Here is a 20,587-nt window from a genome sequence, read left to right as displayed (position 1 = left end):
TCGCCTTTTTGTTGCCCGGTGGCGCTAGCGCTTACCGGGCCTACGGTCCTGTAGGCCGGATAAGCGAAGCGCCATCCGGCAAGACCTTATTTACTGCTGCTGAGAAGACTGGATCGCCGTCAGCGCGATGGTGTAGACGATATCGTCTACCAGCGCGCCACGGGACAGGTCGTTCACAGGTTTGCGCATACCCTGCAGCATTGGCCCGATGGAGATCAGGTCTGCTGAACGCTGTACCGCTTTGTAGGTGGTGTTACCGGTGTTCAGATCCGGGAAGATGAACACGGTAGCGCGACCTGCAACCGGGGAGTTTGGCGCTTTGGATTTCGCAACGTCAGCCATAACTGCGGCATCGTACTGCAGCGGGCCGTCGATCATCAGATCAGGGCGTTTTTCCTGTGCAATACGGGTCGCTTCACGCACTTTCTCTACGTCGCTACCTGCACCAGAGGTGCCGGTGGAGTAGGAGAGCATCGCGACGCGTGGTTCGATACCGAAGGCAATCGCGGAGTCCGCGGACTGGATTGCGATTTCAGCCAGCTGCTCTGCGGTTGGATCCGGGTTGATCGCACAGTCGCCGTAAACGTAAACCTGTTCAGGCAGCAGCATGAAGAACACGGAGGAAACCAGAGAGCTGCCTGGAGCCGTTTTGATCAGCTGCAGCGGTGGACGAATGGTGTTCGCGGTAGTATGAACCGCACCGGACACCAGGCCGTCAACTTCGTCTTGCTCCAGCATCAGCGTACCCAGCACCACGTTGTCTTCCAACTGCTCACGCGCAACGGCTTCGGTCATGCCTTTGTTCTTACGCAGTTCGACCAGACGGGCAACGTAGCTTTCGCGAACCACTTCTGGATCAACGATTTCGATGCCAGCACCCAGCTCAACGCCCTGGGATGCCGCAACGCGGTTGATCTCATCCGGGTTACCCAGCAGCACACAGGTCGCGATGCCGCGCTCTGCACAGATAGCTGCCGCTTTCACGGTACGTGGTTCGTCGCCTTCTGGCAGAACAACACGTTTGCCCGCTTTACGCGCCAGCTCGGTCAGTTGGTAACGGAAGGCCGGAGGAGACAGACGACGGCTGCGCTCGGAGGTTGCGGTCAGGGATTCGATCCAGTCTGCGTTGATGTAGCTTGCAACGTATTCCTGAACTTTCTCGATACGCTCGTGGTCATCAACCGGCACTTCCAGGTTGAAGCTCTGCAGGCTCAGGGAGGTCTGCCAGGTGTTGGTGTTGACCATGAATACCGGCAGGCCAGTCGCGAACGCGCGTTCGCACAGCTTGCTGACGCGTGGATCCATCTCGTAAGCACCGGTCAGCAGGATAGCGCCGATTTCTACGCCATTCATCGCGGCCAGGCAGGCAGCAACCAGCACGTCTGGACGGTCTGCGGAGGTCACCAGCAGGGAACCAGCACGGAAGTGCTCCAGCATGTGCGGAATGCTGCGGGCGCAGAAGGTCACGGATTTCACGCGGCGGGTATTGATGTCGCCTTCGTTGATCACGGTGGCGTTCAGGTGACGCGCCATATCGATGGCACGGGTGGCAATCAGATCGAAGCTCCACGGCACCGCGCCCAGAACCGGCAGCGGGCTGGATTCCTGCAGTTTAGCCGGGTCAACTTTAATGACTTTCGCTTTGGAAGAGTCGTCGAAGATCTCGGACAGGTCAGGACGCGTACGGCCCTGCTCATCCACCGGCGCATTCAGTTTGTTGACGATAACGCCCGTGATGTTGGTGTTTTTAGTACCACCGAAGCTGCTGCGGGTCAGTTCGATACGCTCTTTCAGCTGCTCTGGGGTATCTGTGCCCTGAGACATCACAAAGACGATCTCGGCGTTCAGGGTTTTCGCAATTTCGAAGTTCAGCGACTGGGCAAACTGGTGTTTGCGGGTCGGAACCAGGCCTTCAACCAGCACCACTTCCGCGTCTTTTGTATTGGCGTGGTAGTTGGCGATGATCTCTTCCATCAGCACGTCTTTCTGGTTGCTGGAGAGCAGAGATTCAACGTGGTTCATCTTCAGCGGTTCGGCCGCTGGCAGATTGGAGTTCTTACGAACGATGGTGGTGGTCTGGTCTGGCGCATCGCCACCGGCACGTGGCTGGGCGATTGGCTTAAAGACGCTCAGACGAACGCCTTTGCGTTCCATAGCACGGATCACGCCAAGGCTGACGCTGGTCAGGCCGACGCTGGTTCCGGTAGGGATCAGCATAATAGTACGGGACACGGTTTATCCTCTTTCGTTACCGCCTGATTGTGGCGGGTGACAAAACAGCACCGCCAGCAGAGCTGGCGGTGTGGAATCAAGCAGTCAGACGGTGCGCGTCTTGCGCGATGACCAGCTCTTCGTTTGTTGGAATAACGAGAGCAGGGCGGGTGCCTTCTTTGTTGATGAAGCCAGACTTGCCGAAGCGGGCAGCCAGGTTACGCTCGTGATCAACCTCAAAGCCCAGAACGCCCAGTTTGCCCAGGGACAGTTCGCGAACCATTGCCGCGTTCTCACCGATACCACCGGTGAAGACAACAGCGTCCAGACGGCCATCCATCAGCGCAGTGTAAGAGCCGATGTATTTCGCCAGACGGTGGCAGTAAACGTCCATTGCACGTTTAGCGTCTTCTTTCTCTGCGTAGTTGTCTTCAACGTAACGGCAGTCGCTGGTGACTTCGGTCAGACCCAGCAGGCCAGACTCTTTGGTCAGCATTTTGTTGATCTGGTCAACGCTCATGCCCAGGGTGTCGTGCAGGTGGAAGATAATCGCCGGGTCGATGTCACCGGAACGCGTACCCATCACCAGACCTTCCAGCGGGGTCAGACCCATGGAGGTATCAACACATTTACCGTTGCGGATTGCAGAAACGGAACCACCGTTGCCCAGGTGGCAGGTGATGATGTTCACTTCTTCAACCGGTTTGTTCAGCACTTTTGCCGCTTCCTGAGTCACATAGAAGTGGCTGGTGCCGTGCGCGCCATAGCGACGAACACCGTGCTCTTTGTAGAGGCTGTATGGCAGGGCATAGAGGTAAGACTCTTCCGGCATGGTCTGATGGAACGCGGTGTCAAACACGGCCACGTTTTTGTCTTTCAGATTCGGGAAGGATTTCAGCGCTTCAGCGATACCGATCAGGTGCGCCGGGTTGTGCAGCGGTGCAAAAGATGCAGAGTCTTTGATGCCCTGGATAACAGAGTCGTCAATCACGACGGAACTGGTGTATTTCTCGCCACCATGGACGATACGGTGACCAATCGCAGTCAGCTGAGCAGACAGTTCTGGTTTTTGTGCCAGAATAGTGTTAACGATAAAGTTCAGCGCTTCACTGTGAGCGGCGCCTGCACCTAAAGCCGCTTCTTGTTTGCTGCCGTCCATCTTCCACTTGATACGTGCTTCAGGCAGATGGAAACATTCGGCCAAACCAGAGAGGTACTCGTCACCGTTGAGCGCATCGATGATGGCGAATTTCAGTGAGGAGCTACCGCAGTTCAGAACCAGTACTAACTTACTCGACATGGAAGTACCTATAATTGATACGTGGCTAAAAAAACGTCAAAGAGTCTAAAAGCGTAACGCATGCTGACCCAGACATTTATGATTAACATCATGCCAAACGAACATTCTGGCAGGATGGAAGAAATACCTATGATTTTAAGCCATTTTGAACATTTTTCAGACAATGGCATAATATGCGATAATTTGACGAGTTAACGATTCTCGTCTACGGCCCTATCAGGCTGGCACAGGATACCCGATACGGGGTAGTGATGACAAAATATTTTGAACGTTGTCATAGCTTGTTGTGGTTTTGCACGAAAATTTTAATTTTTATATGTGAAGTTGAGGTATGCCATGTCGACACCTGAGATCCCGTCCGTGAATTTTTTTAGTCTGTTTCGTCGGGGACAGCATTACGCGAAGACGTGGCCGATGGAAAAACGCCTTGCGCCCATGTTCATTGAGAATCGCACAATCCGCGCCACGCGCTACGCGATTCGCTTCATGCCTCCTGTCGCTATTTTCACCCTCTGCTGGCAAATTGCGCTGGGCGGACAGCTCGGCCCTGCCGTGGCGACGGCGCTTTTTGCGTTGAGCCTGCCGATGCAAGGGCTGTGGTGGTTAGGTAAGCGTTCAATCACGCCTCTGCCGCCTTCTATTTTACACTGGTTTTATGATGTTCGCGGGAAACTGGAAGAAGCCGGTCAGGCGCTCGCTCCGGTTGAAGGCAAGCCCGATTATCAGGCGCTGGCTGACACGCTTAAGCGAGCTTTTAAGCAACTTGATAAAACATTCCTCGATGATTTGTGATTGATCATCGAAACGACTAATAAAAGAAGGCACAGTAACACACCGTTACCGTGTCTTTTTTTTCAAGTGCCATGCGCTACAGGAGTCGAAAGATGGAAATGACCCATGCTCAACGTCTGATTTTGTCCAACCAGTACAAAATGATGACTATGCTTGATCCCGATAACGCTGAGCGCTACAGCCGCCTGCAGACCATCGTCGAACGCGGCTTTGGTTTGCAGATGCGTGAACTGGACCGCGAGTTTGGCGAGCTGAAAGAAGAAACCTGCCGCATCGTGATCGACATTATGGAGATGTACCACGCGCTTCACGTGTCCTGGACCAACCTGAAAGATCAGCAGTCCATTGACGAGCGCCGCGTCACTTTCTTAGGCTTTGATGCCGCAACGGAAGCGCGCTATCTGAGCTATGTCCGCTTTATGGTGAATACAGAAGGGCGTTATACGCACTTTGATGCGGGCACCCACGGCTTTAACGCGCAGACCCCTATGTGGGAAAAATACCAGCGCATGCTGAGCGCATGGCACGCCTGCCCGCGCCAGTACCACTTAAGCAGCAACGAAATTCAACAAATCATTAATGCCTGACGGAGGTGCGTGTGCAGTGTAGAGGTTTTCTGTTTGATCTGGACGGTACGCTGGTGGATTCGCTACCGGTTGTAGAGCGTTCATGGTGCCATTGGGCGGACAGACATGGCATCGACCATCAGGACGTGCTGAATTTTATCCACGGCAAACAGGCCATAACCTCGCTCCGCCATTTTCTGGCGGGACGCTCTGAGGACGAAATTCAGGCGGAGTTTAAATATCTGGAACACATTGAAGCCACCGATACGGACGGCATTACTGCGTTACCCGGTGCTCGTGAACTGCTTGAGCATTTGAATGAAGCGCAAATTCCGTGGGCCATTGTCACCTCCGGCTCGGTTCCTGTGGCCCACGCTCGTCATAAGGCGGCGGGTTTACCCACGCCGGACGTGTTCATTACCGCTGAGCGCGTGAAACGCGGCAAACCGGAACCTGATGCCTTTTTGCTGGGTGCAGAACTGCTGGGCATCCCCCCGGCGGAGTGCGTGGTGGTGGAAGATGCGGCAGCGGGCGTGCTGGCCGGATTGAACGCCGGCAGCCACGTTATTGCCGTCAACGTTCCGGCCAATTCTCCCCGTCTGGACGAAGCGGACTTTGTGCTCAATACGCTGACCGCGCTTGATATCGCTAAGGCGCCAGACGGTATTGTAACCGTCTCGCTAAAAGTGTAATCCCATGATTTAGCCCCACGCTGCTGGGGCTTTTTTATGGCACAATTTCGCATCTCTCTCTGACAAGGACATGTTGTGAACGGTGAACTGATCTGGGTGCTCAGCCTGCTTTTAATCGCCATCATTCTGTTTGCTACAGGCAAAGTGCGCATGGATGCCGTCGCTTTGTTTGTTATCGTTGCGTTTGCACTGAGCGGTACGCTCACGCTGCCGGAAGCCTTCTCGGGGTTTAGCGATCCCAACGTCATTCTGATTGCCGCGCTGTTTATTATCGGCGACGGGCTGGTGCGCACCGGCGTGGCGACCCTCGTGGGGACATGGCTGGTGAGGGTGGCTGGCAACAGCGAAACCAAAATGCTGATCTACCTCATGCTAACGGTCGCCGGGCTGGGAGCCTTTATGAGCTCGACGGGCGTCGTTGCCATCTTTATCCCGGTGGTGTTGAGCGTCTCCATGCGCATGCAAACCTCACCGTCGCGCCTGATGATGCCCCTGAGCTTTGCCGGGCTCATCAGCGGTATGATGACCCTGGTGGCCACGCCGCCAAACCTGGTGGTCAACAGCGAGCTGATACGTGAAGGGCTGGAGGGCTTTAGCTTCTTCAGCGTCACCCCGCTTGGGCTGGTCATTTTGTTGATGGGTGTGGTGTATATGCTGCTGACTCGCTTCGCCCTGAAAGGCGAGAAGCAGGACAAAACTAAAGATGGCTGGAAACGACGCACCTTCCGCGATCTGATCAAAGAGTACCGTCTGGCCGGCCGCGCCCGCCGTCTGGCCATTCGTCCCGGTTCGCCAATGGTCGGCCAGCGCCTGGATGACCTGAAGCTGCGCGAGCGGTATGGCGCGAACGTGATCGGCGTGGAGCGCTGGCGTCGCTTTCGCCGGGTCATCGTCAACGTGAACGGGGTGTCCGAATTCCGGGCGCGTGACGTTCTGCTGATCGATATGTCCACCGCAGAGGTCGATCTGCGTGAGTTTTGCAGTGAGCAGCTGCTGGAACCGATGGTGCTACGCGGAGAGTATTTCTCCGACCAGGCGCTGGATGTGGGTATGGCGGAAGTGTCGCTGATCCCGGAATCGGAATTGTTGGGCAAAACCGTGCGTGAAATGGGGTTCCGTACCCGCTACGGTCTTAATGTCGTCGGCCTGAAGCGTGATGGTGTGGCGATGGAAGGGGCCGTGGTGGATGAACCTATCCTGCTGGGCGATATTTTTCTCGTGGTGGGTAACTGGAAGCTTATCAGCCAGCTCGGCCAAAAAGGCCGCGATTTTGTGGTACTCAACATGCCCGTTGAGGAGAGCGATGCCTCTCCGGCCCACAGCCAGGCGCCTCACGCCATTTTTTGTCTGGTGCTGATGGTGGCACTAATGCTCACCGACGAGATCCCGAACCCGGTGGCGGCGATTATTGCCTGCCTGTTAATGGGCAAGTTTCGCTGTATTGATGCCGAGAGCGCCTATAAAGCAATTCACTGGCCAAGCATCATTTTGATTGTCGGGATGATGCCATTTGCCCTTGCCCTGCAAAAAACCGGTGGGGTGGATTTAGTGGTTAAAGGGCTCATGGACATCGGCGGGGGATACGGTCCGTATATGATGATGGTGTGCCTGTTCGTGATGTGCGCCACGATAGGGCTGTTCATTTCCAATACCGCCACGGCGGTGCTGATGGCGCCCATTGCACTGGCGATGGCGAAATCAATGGGCGTGTCGCCGTACCCCTTTGCGATGATGGTGGCGATGGCGGCCTCTGCGGCTTTTATGACGCCGGTCTCTTCGCCGGTTAACACGCTGGTACTGGGGCCGGGGAATTACCGCTTTAGCGATTTCGTGAAGATTGGCGTACCGTTCACCATACTGGTGATGCTGGTATGTGTGGTGCTGATTCCGGTGTTATTCCCGTTTTAGCGTGAGCGCAGAAACGTTGGCCGGGTAAGGCGAAGCCGCCACCCGGCGAAAAATTACAACGGAGAATCCTGGCTGATCTCATCCAGCGATAAATGGAAACTCGGCACAAACACCTGCATAAAATAATCCATCTCTTCGCTGCGGCGGGATTCCAGCGTTTTTTCCAGACGCGTTTTGGCCAGTAAAAACTCGTTATTCCCCGCAGACAACTCTTCCAGACATTTCAGGTAGGCGCAGAGCGCGTCCGCCTGCTTCACCAGTGACTTTTCCTCTTCCGTATACTGATGTTCGTCAATCAGCGGCTCAAAGACGTCACGTAGCTCTTCCGGGACCATCTCAATCAGTTTCTGCTGGGCAATCTTCTCAATGGCCTTATATTCCTGTGCAATCTGCGAATTGAAGTATTTCACCGGCGTGGGGAGATCCCCGGTCAGCACTTCGGACGCATCGTGATACATCGCCAGCAGCGCGATACGTTCCGCATTGACCTGACCGTTGAATTTGCGGTTTTTAATGGCCGCAAGGGCATGCGCGACCATTGCAACCTGCAGACTATGTTCTGAGACATTTTCGGTGCGCACATTGCGCATCAAAGGCCAGCGGTTGATGAGTTTCAGGCGGGAGAGGTGGGCAAAAAAATGACTCTGACTCATAGGTTACCTTTTGTCTTCACTGCGACAGACTTCATTGTGCGGGGAGGGGAGGGAAGATGCAAATTTGCGGATTTTGGAGGCCGGGTTAGCGCAGCGCCACCCGGCAGAATGATTGTGTTACTGGTGGTAGCCAGAGAGGAATCGCCCGAAGCGGCTGATGGCCATTTCGAGGTCGTCTTCGCGCGGCAACGTCACGATACGAACGTGATCCGGCCATGGCCAGTTAAAGGCCGTGCCCTGAACCAGCAGCACTTTTTCCTGCAGAAGGAAATCAAGCACCATTTTTTGGTCATCGTGAATGTTGAAGCGCTTCGCGTCGATTTTCGGGAACATGTAAAGCGCACCGTTAGGCTTCACGCATGAGACGCCAGGGATGTCGTTGATCAGCTCCCAGGCGCGGTTACGCTGTTCGTACAGGCGGCCGCCGGGCACGATGAACTCGCTGATGCTCTGATAACCGCCCAGCGCCGTCTGGATCGCGTGCTGGGCCGGAACGTTGGCACACAAACGCATGGAAGCCAGCATCTCCAGCCCTTCAATGTAACCTTTCGCATGTTTTTTCGGACCGTTCAGGACCATCCAGCCCTGGCGGAAACCGGCCACACGGTAAGTTTTAGACAGGCCGTTAAAGGTGACGGTCAGCAGGTCTGGCGCCAGCGCGGCGATAGAGTGGTGCTGCGCGGCGTCATACAGGATCTTGTCGTAAATTTCATCAGCGAAGATGATCAGGTTATGCTGACGGGCGATCTCCACGATCTCCATCAGCAGCGCTTTAGAGTAGACGGCACCCGTCGGGTTGTTCGGGTTAATAATCACGATGCCGCGCGTACGCGGGGTGATTTTTGCACGAATATCATCGAGGTCCGGGAACCAGTCAGAGGATTCGTCGCAGAGATAGTGCACCGCCTTACCGCTGGAGAGTGATACGGCCGCCGTCCACAGCGGGTAATCCGGGGCGGGTACCAGCATTTCGTCGCCGCTGTTCAGCAATGCCTGCATGGCCTGCACGATCAGTTCAGAGACGCCGTTGCCGATATAAATATCCTCAACGGTAACGTCACGCATACCGCGTGCCTGGTAGTGCTGCATAATGGCTTTGCGTGCGGAGTAGAGTCCTTTTGAATCACAATAGCCTTGTGCAGTAGGCAGGTTGCGGATCACATCAACCAGGATTTCATCCGGCGCTTCAAAACCAAACGGCGCAGGGTTACCAATGTTGAGTTTCAGAACCTTATTGCCTTCTTCTTCCAGGCGTTTTGCCTCTTTGAGAACCGGGCCACGGATGTCGTAACAGACGTTATCTAGCTTGCTGGATTTTTCGATAGGGGACATGAACCTTTAACCTTTTCGCTATTATTGCCGCTCCCTGCCGTGGAAGTCAGCACGGAACAATGTACTCCCCCCTCGCTTCGTTTTGAAGGGTAAACAGAAGAAGATTTTGTGCAATAGAAAAAATTCTGTTGAATCTCTTTCGCTGCCTGCGTTGAAATTTTCTGGTCTAAAGTTATGCATGAAAGCGTTTTATTAGGTTAATTGTGCTGTTAATTTTAATCTTTGTTGCATATTGTGCTATTAAAAATAAAATAGCGGCCAGGGTTAAGGCGGAAGTTTACCTGAGTGACTTTTCGTAAAATCTGAGTGCTTCAATAGATCACGCTGTAATAGCAGGCTTTGGTTAAAAGTTGCTCATGTGAAATTAATGTTAAGTGTTATTAATGATTGGCCTTAATCTAAATTAAAATTTATTTATTATTAACCTACAAAATGCAACTTTAGTTAATTTTAATAAAATTAGTTTAGAAGCCTAACAACAACCTTTAATCCTGAATATTGCGATAAGACTTATAAATAAAGTGGATTTGAGTTAAGATGTCTTTAAGGAAAGCAGAGGAAAGACGTATGTGATTTGTATATCTTGCCCTGATTTTCTGAATTAATTGATTGTTATTGTTGGAGTTATCTCTGGCTGGCGTGTGCAAAGCACAACCTGCAACGTTGACAGCGCTGCGATAAAGATGGCAGAAAAGGTGTCATACCTTTAATGTAATTTACATTAACCTGCGATCATCTAAATATCCTGAACGTTTAAGAGAATAAAAATAACGTCATGAAACGTGCTTTCTGACTGTTGATATATACACTAAAGCAGCACAATAACTATCTGTCAGGCAGTCTGCCGGGCCGGGATGCGAGGGAAAACTCCAGAAGGAATTGCTTAACTGTTACACACAGCTTCAACCCGGGCAGCTCCGCACGAGCAACCTGAAAGTGAATAGATATGATAAATGCAAATCGTCCGATAATGAATCTCGACCTCGATCTGCTGAGAACGTTTGTTGCGGTCGCAGACCTCAACACTTTTGCAGCAGCTGCTGCCGCAGTTTGCCGAACCCAGTCCGCCGTCAGTCAGCAAATGCAGCGTCTGGAACAACTGGTTGGTAAAGAGCTTTTTGCCCGTCATGGCCGTAATAAGCTCTTAACGGAACACGGTATTCAGCTACTGGGTTATGCCAGGAAAATACTTCGCTTTAATGACGAAGCATGTATGTCATTAATGTTTAGCAACCTTCAGGGTGTGCTAACGTTAGGTGCATCTGATGAGTCAGCGGATACTATATTGCCGTTCCTTCTTAATCGAATCAGTTCGGTTTATCCGAAGCTTGCGCTGGATGTTAGCGTGAAGCGTAATGCTTTTATGATCGAGATGTTAAAAGAGAACGAGGTTGACCTCGTGGTCACCACGCATCGTCCCGGCCAATTTAATTGCCTGACGCTGCGAACGTCTCCTACGCACTGGTATTGCGCGGCGGAATATGTGCTTCAGCAAGGCGAGCCTGTTCCTCTGGTCTTACTGGACGATCCGAGCCCATTCCGCGATATGGTGCTGGCGGCGCTCAACGAGGCCAACATTCCGTGGCGGCTGGCGTATGTGGCCTCCACATTGCCTGCCGTTCGCGCAGCGGTCAAAGCCGGCCTTGGCGTAACGGCGCGTCCGGTGGAGATGATGAGCCCGGATCTGCGGGTGCTGGGAAAATCCGATGGACTCCCTCCGCTGCCGGATACGGAGTATCTGCTGTGCCACAACACGTCCAGTAACAACGAGCTGGCGAAAGTGGTGTTCGAAGCAATGGAGAACTACCATAACCCGTGGCAGTTCGAGCATGTTACCCACGAAGGGGGGGATGACTCCCTGATCGTTGAAGGTGACTTTGAGTGATCGAGAGCTCAAAATTCTGGTAACAAAATGTAAGTGTAAAAAAATGCCACTCGTGCGATTTTCGCATGGAGTGGCTTTTTTTTTGCACAAATTCTCTCCGCTAAAGCGAGTTAAATGAAAAGAGTTCTTAATTATCAATGAGTAAAATACAGTTGATTAAATTCTGAACAAATTCTTTTCTCACTTCCTTCCCGCGCCAGGCATGTTAATAAAACAGGAAAGATGTTGCCGTTTTACTGGTTGAATTAACAAAAGCGTGTCTCAGATCAAGAAAATACTCCCATTTAGGGGGAGGAATCGTTGGCAAATCCTGTCAAAATAGGAGGGTTATTTTTTTTACTTCCAAAACGGACACGATTCAACAACATGCATTTGACGAAAAGTCAGGTAACCACCAGGGTTAAAGGGCACCAAATGTTAATGAGAATCGCTCGATGTAATTTAATGTGAAGAAACCTTTGTTAAAGTTGACAATAGGTTATAGAAAGGAGTAAAAAACCCCATCATTTTGCTGTCTACGTCTCATTTCTGACAGTTAGTGTAAGGTTATTTGTTCCTCCCCATGAATCGATGTGATGCCCATCTGCCAGCAAGAGCAGTATCGTTGGTATCACTTTTGATGAGTAAGCAATGAGTATGTCAACATCCACAGAAGTCATCGCTCATCACTGGGCATTCGCAATCTTTCTTATTGTAGCCATTGGCCTGTGCTGCCTGATGTTAGTCGGCGGCTGGTTCCTGGGCGGTCGCGCCCGCGCAAGGCACAAAAACACCCCTTTCGAATCAGGTATTGATTCAGTAGGTTCCGCTCGCTTACGCCTGTCTGCCAAGTTCTATCTGGTAGCCATGTTCTTCGTCATCTTTGACGTGGAAGCGCTTTACCTTTTCGCATGGTCGACCTCCATCCGCGAAAGTGGTTGGGTAGGCTTTGTCGAGGCCGCAATTTTCATTTTAGTGCTACTGGCCGGTCTGGTTTATCTGGTGCGTATTGGCGCGCTTGACTGGACGCCTGCGCGTTCACGTCGTGAACACATCAACCCGGAAAACAGTATCTCTAATCGTCAGCAGTAACAGCGAGGCAATAAGATGGATTATACGCTCACCCGCATAGATCCTAACGGTGAGAATGACCGTTACCCCCTGCAAAAACAGGAGATCGTAACCGACCCCCTGGAGCAAGAAGTCAATAAAAGCGTGTACATGGGCAAGCTCGAACATGCCATGCACGATATGGTCAACTGGGGTCGTAAGAACTCCATCTGGCCATACAACTTTGGCCTTTCCTGCTGCTACGTTGAAATGGTGACGTCATTCACTGCGGTGCATGACGTTGCGCGTTTTGGGGCAGAGGTACTGCGTGCATCCCCACGTCAGGCTGACCTGATGGTGGTGGCCGGTACGTGCTTTACCAAGATGGCACCGGTTATTCAGCGTCTTTATGACCAGATGCTGGAGCCAAAATGGGTTATCTCCATGGGCGCATGTGCAAACTCTGGCGGTATGTACGACATTTATTCCGTTGTGCAGGGCGTAGATAAGTTTATTCCAGTGGATGTATACATCCCGGGTTGCCCGCCACGTCCGGAAGCTTACATGCAAGCGCTGATGCTGCTGCAGGAGTCTATCGGTAAAGAACGCCGCCCGCTGTCGTGGGTTGTTGGCGATCAGGGTGTCTATCGCGCGAACATGCAGTCTGAGCGCGAGCGTAAACGTGGTGAACGTATTGCCGTCACCAACCTGCGTACGCCTGACGAAATTTAATTTGCGCCTGTGGGCCTGGAGAACACCTTCGCATATCACTACTCAAATAGCGCGAAGCCAGGCTTAACAGTCACCACGGACCATTTGCAATGGTGAACAATATGACCGACTTAACCGCGCAAGAAGCCGCCTGGCAGACCCGGGATCATCTGGATGACCCCGTCATTGGCGAACTGCGCAACCGTTTTGGGCCGGATGCCTTTACTGTTCAGGCGACCCGCACCGGGGTACCCGTTGTTTGGGTGAAGCGTGAACAATTGCTGGAAGTTGTCGATTTCCTCAAGAAATTGCCAAAACCTTACGTCATGCTGTTTGATTTACACGGCATGGATGAACGTCTGCGCACGCACCGCCAGGGTCTCCCTGCTGCGGATTTTTCCGTTTTCTACCACCTGATCTCAATAGACCGCAATACGGATATCATGCTCAAGGTGGCATTGTCTGAAAACGACATGCATCTGCCGACGCTCACCAAACTTTTCCCGAACGCCAACTGGTACGAGCGTGAAACCTGGGAAATGTTCGGTATGACCTTCGACGGCCACCCGCATCTGACGCGCATCATGATGCCGCAGACCTGGACCGGCCACCCGCTGCGTAAAGACTACCCGGCACGTGCGACTGAATTCGATCCGTTTGAGCTGACCAAAGCCAAGCAGGATCTGGAGATGGAAGCGCTGACCTTCAAGCCGGAAGACTGGGGCATGAAGCGCGGTACCGAAAACGAGGACTTCATGTTCCTCAACCTCGGTCCAAACCACCCGTCTGCGCACGGTGCATTCCGTATTATTCTTCAGCTTGATGGCGAAGAGATTGTCGACTGCGTTCCGGATATCGGGTACCACCACCGTGGTGCTGAGAAAATGGGCGAGCGCCAGTCCTGGCACAGTTATATTCCGTATACCGACCGTATCGAGTACCTCGGCGGCTGCGTAAACGAAATGCCTTACGTGCTGGCCGTTGAGAAACTGGCAGGCATCACCGTGCCGGATCGCGTTAACGTGATTCGCGTTATGCTGTCAGAACTGTTCCGTATTAACAGCCATCTGCTGTACATCTCCACGTTCATTCAGGACGTTGGCGCGATGACCCCGGTCTTCTTCGCCTTTACCGACCGTCAGAAAATTTACGATCTGGTGGAAGCGATTACCGGTTTCCGTATGCACCCGGCCTGGTTCCGTATCGGCGGTGTGGCACACGATCTGCCGCGCGGCTGGGACCGTCTGCTGCGTGAATTCCTCGACTGGATGCCGAAACGTCTGGCCTCGTATGAGAAAGCCGCGCTGCGTAACTCCATCCTGAAAGGCCGTTCCCAGGGCGTTGCTGCCTACGGCGCGAAAGAGGCGCTGGAGTGGGGGACCACCGGTGCTGGCCTGCGTGCGACCGGTATTGATTTCGACGTGCGTAAAGCGCGTCCTTACTCTGGCTATGAGAACTTCGACTTTGAAGTCCCGGTTGGCGGCGGTGTTTCCGACTGCTATACCCGCGTGATGCTGAAAGTAGAAGAGCTGCGCCAGAGTCTGCGCATCCTTGAGCAGTGCCTCAACAACATGCCGGAAGGTCCGTTCAAGGCGGATCACCCGCTGACGACGCCGCCACCGAAAGAGCGCACGCTGCAGCATATCGAAACCCTGATCACCCACTTCCTGCAGGTTTCCTGGGGCCCGGTCATGCCGGCACAAGAATCCTTCCAGATGATCGAAGCGACCAAGGGTATTAACAGTTACTACCTGACCAGTGACGGCAGCACCATGAGCTACCGTACCCGCGTGCGTACGCCGAGCTTTGCGCACCTGCAGCAGATCCCGTCCGCCATCCGCGGCAGTCTGGTCTCCGACCTGATTGTGTATCTGGGTAGTATCGATTTTGTTATGTCAGATGTGGACCGCTAATTATGCACGAGAATCAACAACCACAAACCGAGGCTTTTGAGCTGAGTGAAGCAGAGCGTGCCGCCATTGAGCACGAGATGCACCACTACGAAGACCCGCGTGCGGCGTCCATTGAAGCGCTGAAAATCGTACAGAAACAGCGTGGTTGGGTGCCGGATGGGGCGATCTATGCGATCGCAGAAGTGCTGGGTATCCCGGCCAGTGACGTAGAAGGCGTAGCCACATTCTACAGCCAGATCTTCCGTCAGCCGGTGGGCCGCCATGTGATCCGCTACTGTGACAGCGTTGTCTGCCACATTACCGGTTATCAGGGCATTCAGGCTGCGATTGAGAAAAAACTCAATATCAAGCCGGGCCAGACCACGTTCGATGGTCGCTTTACTCTGCTGCCAACCTGCTGCCTGGGTAACTGCGACAAGGGGCCGACCATGATGATTGATGAGGATACTCACAGCCATCTGACGCCGGAAGCCATTCCTGACCTGCTGGAGCAGTACAAATGAAAACTGTAATTCGTACTGCTGAGACGCATCCGCTGACCTGGCGTCTGCGCGATGACAAACAGCCGGTATGGCTCGACGAATACCAGAGCAAAAACGGCTATGCCGGGGCGCGTAAAGCCCTGGGCGGCATGGCGCCAGACGACATCGTTAATGCGGTGAAAGAGTCGGGTCTGAAAGGCCGCGGCGGCGCGGGCTTCTCCACCGGTCTGAAGTGGAGCCTGATGCCAAAAGATGAATCCATGAACATCCGTTACCTGCTGTGTAACGCGGATGAAATGGAGCCGGGTACCTATAAAGACCGTCTGCTGATGGAGCAACTGCCGCACCTGCTGGTGGAAGGCATGTTGATCTCCGCGTTCGCGCTGAAAGCGTACCGTGGTTACATCTTCCTGCGCGGTGAGTACATCGAAGCGGCGGAAAACCTGCGTCGCGCGATTGCCGAAGCGACCGAAGCGGGCCTGCTTGGCAAAAACATTCTCGGCACCGGGTTTGACTTCGAGTTGTTCGTGCACACCGGTGCAGGGCGTTATATCTGCGGTGAAGAGACCGCGCTGATTAACTCCCTGGAAGGCCGCCGTGCGAACCCGCGTTCCAAGCCGCCGTTCCCGGCAAGCTCCGGCGTGTGGGGTAAACCGACCTGTGTGAACAACGTCGAAACCCTGTGTAACGTTCCGGCTATCCTCGCCAACGGCGTGGAGTGGTATCAGGGTATCTCCTCAAGCAAAGATGCCGGTACCAAGCTGATGGGCTTCTCCGGCCGCGTGAAAAACCCTGGCGTCTGGGAACTGCCGTTCGGTACTACCGCCCGCGAAATTCTTGAAGACTACGCCGGTGGCATGCGCGATGGCCTGAAATTCAAAGCCTGGCAGCCGGGTGGGGCAGGGACAGACTTCCTGACCGAAGCCCACCTTGACCTGCCGATGGAATTCGAAAGCATTGGTAAAGCAGGTAGCCGTCTGGGTACTGCGCTGGCGATGGCCGTCGACCACGAGATCGGCATGGTCTCGCTGGTGCGTAACCTGGAAGAGTTCTTCGCCCGTGAGTCCTGCGGCTGGTGTACACCGTGCCGTGACGGTCTGCCGTGGAGCGTGAAGATCCTGCGTGCTATCGAACGCGGCGAAGGCCAGCCTGGTGATATCGAGACACTTGAGCAACTGTGTCGATTCTTAGGGCCGGGCAAAACCTTCTGTGCCCACGCACCGGGTGCCGTCGAGCCGCTGCAGAGCGCGATTAAATATTTCCGCGACGAATTCGAAGCAGGCATCAAGCAGCCGTTCAGCAATACCCATTCAATCAATGGTATTCAGCCGAACCTGCTGAAAGCACGCTGGTAAAAACAGAATTTTGATTAACGCTCGAAGCAATTCGAGACAACTGGAAGCATGCTAATGGCTACGATTCATGTAGACGGCAAAGAATACGAAGTCAACGGGGCGGACAACCTGCTGGAAGCTTGTCTGTCTCTTGGCCTCGATATTCCGTACTTTTGCTGGCATCCGGCGCTGGGCAGCGTCGGTGCTTGCCGCCAGTGTGCGGTGAAGCAATATCAAAACGCGGAAGACACGCGTGGTCGCCTGGTGATGTCCTGTATGACGCCAGCCACCGAAGGCACCTTTATTTCGATTGATGACGAAGAAGCAAAACAGTTCCGTGAAAGCGTTGTGGAATGGTTGATGACCAACCACCCGCACGACTGCCCGGTCTGTGAAGAGGGCGGTAACTGCCACCTTCAGGATATGACCGTAATGACCGGTCACAGCTTCCGTCGCTATCGCTTTACTAAACGTACTCACCGTAACCAGGACCTGGGGCCGTTCATCTCTCACGAAATGAACCGCTGCATCGCCTGCTACCGCTGCGTGCGTTACTACAAAGATTACGCAGACGGTCAGGATCTGGGCGTGTATGGCGCACATGACAACGTCTACTTCGGTCGTCCGGAAGACGGTACGCTTGAGAGCGAATTCTCCGGTAACCTGGTAGAAATCTGTCCGACCGGCGTATTCACCGATAAAACTCACTCCGAGCGTTACAACCGTAAGTGGGACATGCAGTTTGCACCAAGCATCTGCCAGCAGTGTTCGCTGGGCTGTAACACCAGCCCGGGTGAGCGCTACGGCGAACTGCGTCGTATCGAAAACCGTTACAACGGTACCGTAAACCATTACTTCCTGTGCGACCGCGGTCGTTTCGGCTATGGCTATGTGAACCTGAAAGACCGTCCGCGTCAGCCGGTTCAGCGCCGTGGCGACGACTTTATCACCCTGAACGCTGAACAGGCGATGCAGGGTGCGGCAGATATTCTGCGCCAGTCGAAGAAAGTGATCGGTATCGGCTCCCCGCGTGCCAGCATCGAAAGCAACTTCGCGCTGCGTGAGCTGGTGGGGGCGGAAAACTTCTACACCGGTATCGCTCAGGGCGAGCAGGAACGTCTGCAGCTGGTACTGAAAGTGCTGCGCGAAGGCGGTATTCATACCCCTGCGCTGCGCGAAATCGAATCGTATGATGCGGTTCTGGTGCTGGGCGAAGATCTGACGCAGACCGGCGCTCGCGCGGCTCTGGCGGTTCGCCAGGCGGTGAAGGGTAAAGCACGTGAAATGGCAGCGGCACAGAAAGTGGCTGACTGGCAGATTGCGGCAATCCTCAACATCGGCCAGCGCGCGAAGCATCCTCTGTTTGTGACGAACGTCGACAACACCCGTCTGGACGATATCGCCGCGTGGACCTACTGCGCGCCGGTTGAAGATCAGGCACGTCTTGGCTTTGCCATTGCCCATGCGCTGGACAATAACTCTCCGGCCGTTGAACTGGATCGTGACCTGCAAAGCAAAGTCGACGTGATTGTTCAGGCGCTGGCGGGGGCGAAGAAACCACTGATTATCTCCGGGACTAACGCCGGTAGCGCCGAAATCATTCAGGCTGCAGCGAACGTCGCCAAAGCCCTGAAAGGCCGCGGTGCGGACGTTGGTGTCACCATGATTGCCCGTGCGGTGAACAGTATCGGTCTGGGTATGATTGGCGGTGGCTCGCTGGAAGAAGCGTTAAGCGAACTGGAGTCCGGTGCCGCTGACGCCGTTGTGGTGCTGGAAAATGATCTGCATCGCCATGCCTCTGCCGCGCGCGTTGACGCTGCGCTCTCTAAAGCACCGCTGGTGATGGTAATCGACCATCAGCGCACCGCGATTATGGATAAAGCGCACCTGGTGCTCTCTGCGGCAAGCTTCGCAGAAAGCGACGGAACGGTTATCAACAACGAAGGCCGCGCACAGCGTTTCTTCCAGGTTTATGACCCGGCGTACTACGACAGCAACACCGTGATGCTGGAAAGCTGGCGCTGGCTGCACTCCCTGCACAGCACCGTGCAGAGCCGTGAAGTGGACTGGACGCAGCTCGACCATGTTATCGATGCGGTAGTCGAAAAACTGCCTCAGCTGGCGGGTATTAAAGATGCCGCGCCTGAAGCGAGCTTCCGTATTCGCGGCCAGAAACTGGCGCGTGAACCGCACCGTTACAGTGGCCGTACCGCGATGCGTGCCAATATCAGCGTGCACGAACCGCGTCAGCCGCAGGATAAAGACACCATGTTCGCCTTCTCCATGGAAGGGAACAACCAGCCGTCTGCGCCGCGTTCACAGATCCCATTCGCATGGGCGCCGGGCTGGAACTCCCCGCAGGCGTGGAACAAGTTCCAGGCGGAAGTGGGCGGTTCACTGCGTCACGGCGATCCGGGCGTGCGTCTGATTGAAGCCTCCGAAACCGGTCTGGACTTCTTCACGACCGTTCCGGCGAGCTTCCAGGCGCAGGACGGTAGCTGGCGTATTGCACCGTACTACCATCTGTTTGGTAGCGACGAGCTGTCCCAGCGTTCACCGGTATTCCAGCAGCGTATGCCGCAGCCGTACATCAAGCTCAACCCGGCAGACGCCGCGAAGCTTGGCGTGAACGCGGGTGCGAACATTGCCTTTAGCTACGAGGGCCAGACCATCAGCCTGCCGCTGATTATCTCTGAAAGCCTGACAGCAGGGCAGGTCGGTCTGCCGATGGGTATGCCTGGCATCGCGCCGGTACTGGCGGGTGCGCGTCTTGATAACCTGCAGGAGGCAAAAGCATGAGTTGGTTAACGCCGGATCTTATCGACATCCTGCTGAGCATTCTGAAAGCGATTGTCATTCTGCTGGTGGTGGTCACCTGTGGTGCGTTCATGAGCTTTGGTGAACGTCGTCTGCTTGGTCTGTTCCAGAACCGTTATGGACCAAACCGCGTTGGCTGGGGTGGTTCACTCCAGCTGGTTGCGGACATGATCAAGATGTTCTTCAAAGAGGACTGGATCCCACGCTTCTCGGATCGCGTGATCTTTACGCTGGCACCGATGATCGCCTTCACCTCGCTGCTGCTGGCGTTTGCTATCGTTCCTGTCAGCCCGACCTGGGTGGTGGCTGACCTGAACATCGGCATTCTGTTCTTCCTGATGATGGCAGGTCTCGCGGTTTACGCGGTACTGTTCGCAGGCTGGTCCAGTAACAACAAATACTCGCTGCTGGGTGCGATGCGTGCTTCCGCGCAGACGCTGAGCTACGAAGTGTTCCTGGGGCTCTCCCTGATGGGCGTGGTGGCGCAGGCCGGTTCATTCAACATGACCGACATCGTTAACAACCAGGCCGACATCTGGAACGTTATCCCGCAGTTCTTTGGTTTTGTTACCTTTGCTATCGCGGGCGTGGCGGTGTGTCACCGTCACCCGTTTGACCAGCCAGAAGCCGAACAGGAACTGGCCGACGGTTACCACATTGAATATTCCGGTATGAAATTCGGTCTGTTCTTCGTGGGCGAGTACATCGGTATCGTCACCATTTCCGCGTTGATGGTAACGCTGTTCTTTGGTGGCTGGCATGGCCCGTTCTTACCGCCGTTCATCTGGTTCGCGCTGAAAACCGCGTTCTTCATGATGATGTTCATTTTGATTCGCGCAGCGTTACCGCGTCCGCGTTATGACCAGGTAATGTCCTTCGGCTGGAAAGTGTGCCTGCCGCTGACGCTCGTCAACTTGTTGGTAACGGCGGCTGTCATTCTCTGGCAGCAGCCATAAGGGGCT

General features: G+C 54.3%; 16 protein-coding genes. 12 read left to right on the top strand and 4 right to left on the bottom strand.

Annotated features, from left to right (window positions below):
• Nucleotides 1-90: 90 nt before the first annotated feature.
• Both pta and ackA read right to left on the bottom strand, forming a co-directional pair.
• A complete protein-coding gene (gene pta / locus AK59_RS0100265) occupies nucleotides 91-2,232 on the bottom strand; it encodes a phosphate acetyltransferase (protein ID WP_013098116.1) in 2,142 nt (713 codons plus the stop codon).
• 76 nt (nucleotides 2,233-2,308) lie between these two features.
• On the bottom strand, nucleotides 2,309-3,511 hold the full coding sequence (ackA, locus tag AK59_RS0100260; RefSeq protein WP_013098115.1) for an acetate kinase: 1,203 nt from the start codon (nucleotides 3,509-3,511) through the stop codon (nucleotides 2,309-2,311).
• Between the two features lie 336 nt (nucleotides 3,512-3,847).
• Here ackA and yfbV point away from each other — a divergent pair, with 336 nt between their 5' ends.
• The 4 genes from yfbV (at nucleotide 3,848) to AK59_RS0100240 (ending at nucleotide 7,469) form a co-directional block, all read left to right on the top strand.
• Nucleotides 3,848-4,303 (top strand): terminus macrodomain insulation protein YfbV, encoded by a 456-nt coding sequence (gene yfbV / locus AK59_RS0100255; RefSeq protein ID WP_020690637.1) that lies wholly within the window; start codon nucleotides 3,848-3,850, stop codon nucleotides 4,301-4,303.
• Nucleotides 4,304-4,395: 92 nt separating this feature from the next.
• Nucleotides 4,396-4,890: a YfbU family protein gene (locus AK59_RS0100250; RefSeq protein ID WP_013098113.1), complete on the top strand. Its 495-nt coding sequence runs from the start codon at nucleotides 4,396-4,398 to the stop codon at nucleotides 4,888-4,890.
• Between the two features lie 11 nt (nucleotides 4,891-4,901).
• Entirely contained in the window at nucleotides 4,902-5,561 is a 660-nt protein-coding gene (locus AK59_RS0100245) for a sugar phosphatase (RefSeq protein ID WP_029881736.1), read from the top strand.
• 75 nt (nucleotides 5,562-5,636) lie between these two features.
• Nucleotides 5,637-7,469 (top strand): SLC13 family permease, encoded by a 1,833-nt coding sequence (locus AK59_RS0100240; RefSeq protein WP_029881735.1) that lies wholly within the window; start codon nucleotides 5,637-5,639, stop codon nucleotides 7,467-7,469.
• Nucleotides 7,470-7,522: 53 nt separating this feature from the next.
• Here AK59_RS0100240 and yfbR read toward each other — a convergent pair whose 3' ends face one another.
• Both yfbR and alaA read right to left on the bottom strand, forming a co-directional pair.
• Entirely contained in the window at nucleotides 7,523-8,122 is a 600-nt protein-coding gene (gene yfbR / locus AK59_RS0100235; RefSeq protein ID WP_013098110.1) for a 5'-deoxynucleotidase, read from the bottom strand.
• 117 nt (nucleotides 8,123-8,239) lie between these two features.
• Entirely contained in the window at nucleotides 8,240-9,454 is a 1,215-nt protein-coding gene (alaA, locus tag AK59_RS0100230) for an alanine transaminase AlaA (protein ID WP_013098109.1), read from the bottom strand.
• 946 nt (nucleotides 9,455-10,400) lie between these two features.
• On the opposite strand from alaA, the gene lrhA reads away from it, so the two are divergent.
• From lrhA to nuoH, 8 genes are all read left to right on the top strand, one after another.
• Nucleotides 10,401-11,339 (top strand): transcriptional regulator LrhA, encoded by a 939-nt coding sequence (gene lrhA, locus AK59_RS0100225; RefSeq protein WP_029881734.1) that lies wholly within the window; start codon nucleotides 10,401-10,403, stop codon nucleotides 11,337-11,339.
• Between the two features lie 630 nt (nucleotides 11,340-11,969).
• Nucleotides 11,970-12,410: an NADH-quinone oxidoreductase subunit NuoA gene (nuoA, locus tag AK59_RS0100220; protein ID WP_014171000.1), complete on the top strand. Its 441-nt coding sequence runs from the start codon at nucleotides 11,970-11,972 to the stop codon at nucleotides 12,408-12,410.
• A 15-nt stretch (nucleotides 12,411-12,425) separates the two neighbouring features.
• Nucleotides 12,426-13,100: an NADH-quinone oxidoreductase subunit NuoB gene (gene nuoB, locus AK59_RS0100215; protein ID WP_003861482.1), complete on the top strand. Its 675-nt coding sequence runs from the start codon at nucleotides 12,426-12,428 to the stop codon at nucleotides 13,098-13,100.
• A gap of 89 nt (nucleotides 13,101-13,189) precedes the next feature.
• On the top strand, nucleotides 13,190-14,992 hold the full coding sequence (gene nuoC, locus AK59_RS0100210; RefSeq protein ID WP_013098106.1) for an NADH-quinone oxidoreductase subunit C/D: 1,803 nt from the start codon (nucleotides 13,190-13,192) through the stop codon (nucleotides 14,990-14,992).
• Between the two features lie 2 nt (nucleotides 14,993-14,994).
• Entirely contained in the window at nucleotides 14,995-15,495 is a 501-nt protein-coding gene (gene nuoE, locus AK59_RS0100205) for an NADH-quinone oxidoreductase subunit NuoE (protein WP_003861486.1), read from the top strand.
• Entirely contained in the window at nucleotides 15,492-16,829 is a 1,338-nt protein-coding gene (gene nuoF, locus AK59_RS0100200) for an NADH-quinone oxidoreductase subunit NuoF (RefSeq protein ID WP_003861487.1), read from the top strand. The genes nuoE and nuoF overlap by 4 nt, the downstream gene beginning before the upstream one ends.
• A 54-nt stretch (nucleotides 16,830-16,883) precedes the next feature.
• Nucleotides 16,884-19,607, top strand: a complete 2,724-nt coding sequence (gene nuoG / locus AK59_RS0100195; RefSeq protein WP_023621514.1) for an NADH-quinone oxidoreductase subunit NuoG — start codon at nucleotides 16,884-16,886, stop codon at nucleotides 19,605-19,607.
• Nucleotides 19,604-20,581 carry an NADH-quinone oxidoreductase subunit NuoH gene (nuoH, locus tag AK59_RS0100190; protein ID WP_013098104.1) on the top strand — a complete coding sequence of 326 codons (978 nt, stop codon included), beginning with the start codon at nucleotides 19,604-19,606 and terminating at the stop codon, nucleotides 20,579-20,581. The genes nuoG and nuoH overlap by 4 nt, the downstream gene beginning before the upstream one ends.
• The last annotated feature ends 6 nt before the right edge of the window (nucleotides 20,582-20,587 follow it).

This window comes from Enterobacter sp. T1-1, assembly GCF_000710795.1.
Taxonomy (GTDB): domain Bacteria; phylum Pseudomonadota; class Gammaproteobacteria; order Enterobacterales; family Enterobacteriaceae; genus Enterobacter; species Enterobacter cloacae.
The sequence above is the reverse complement of the archived record's forward strand: the minus strand, read 5'-3'. Positions and strand labels throughout refer to the sequence as shown.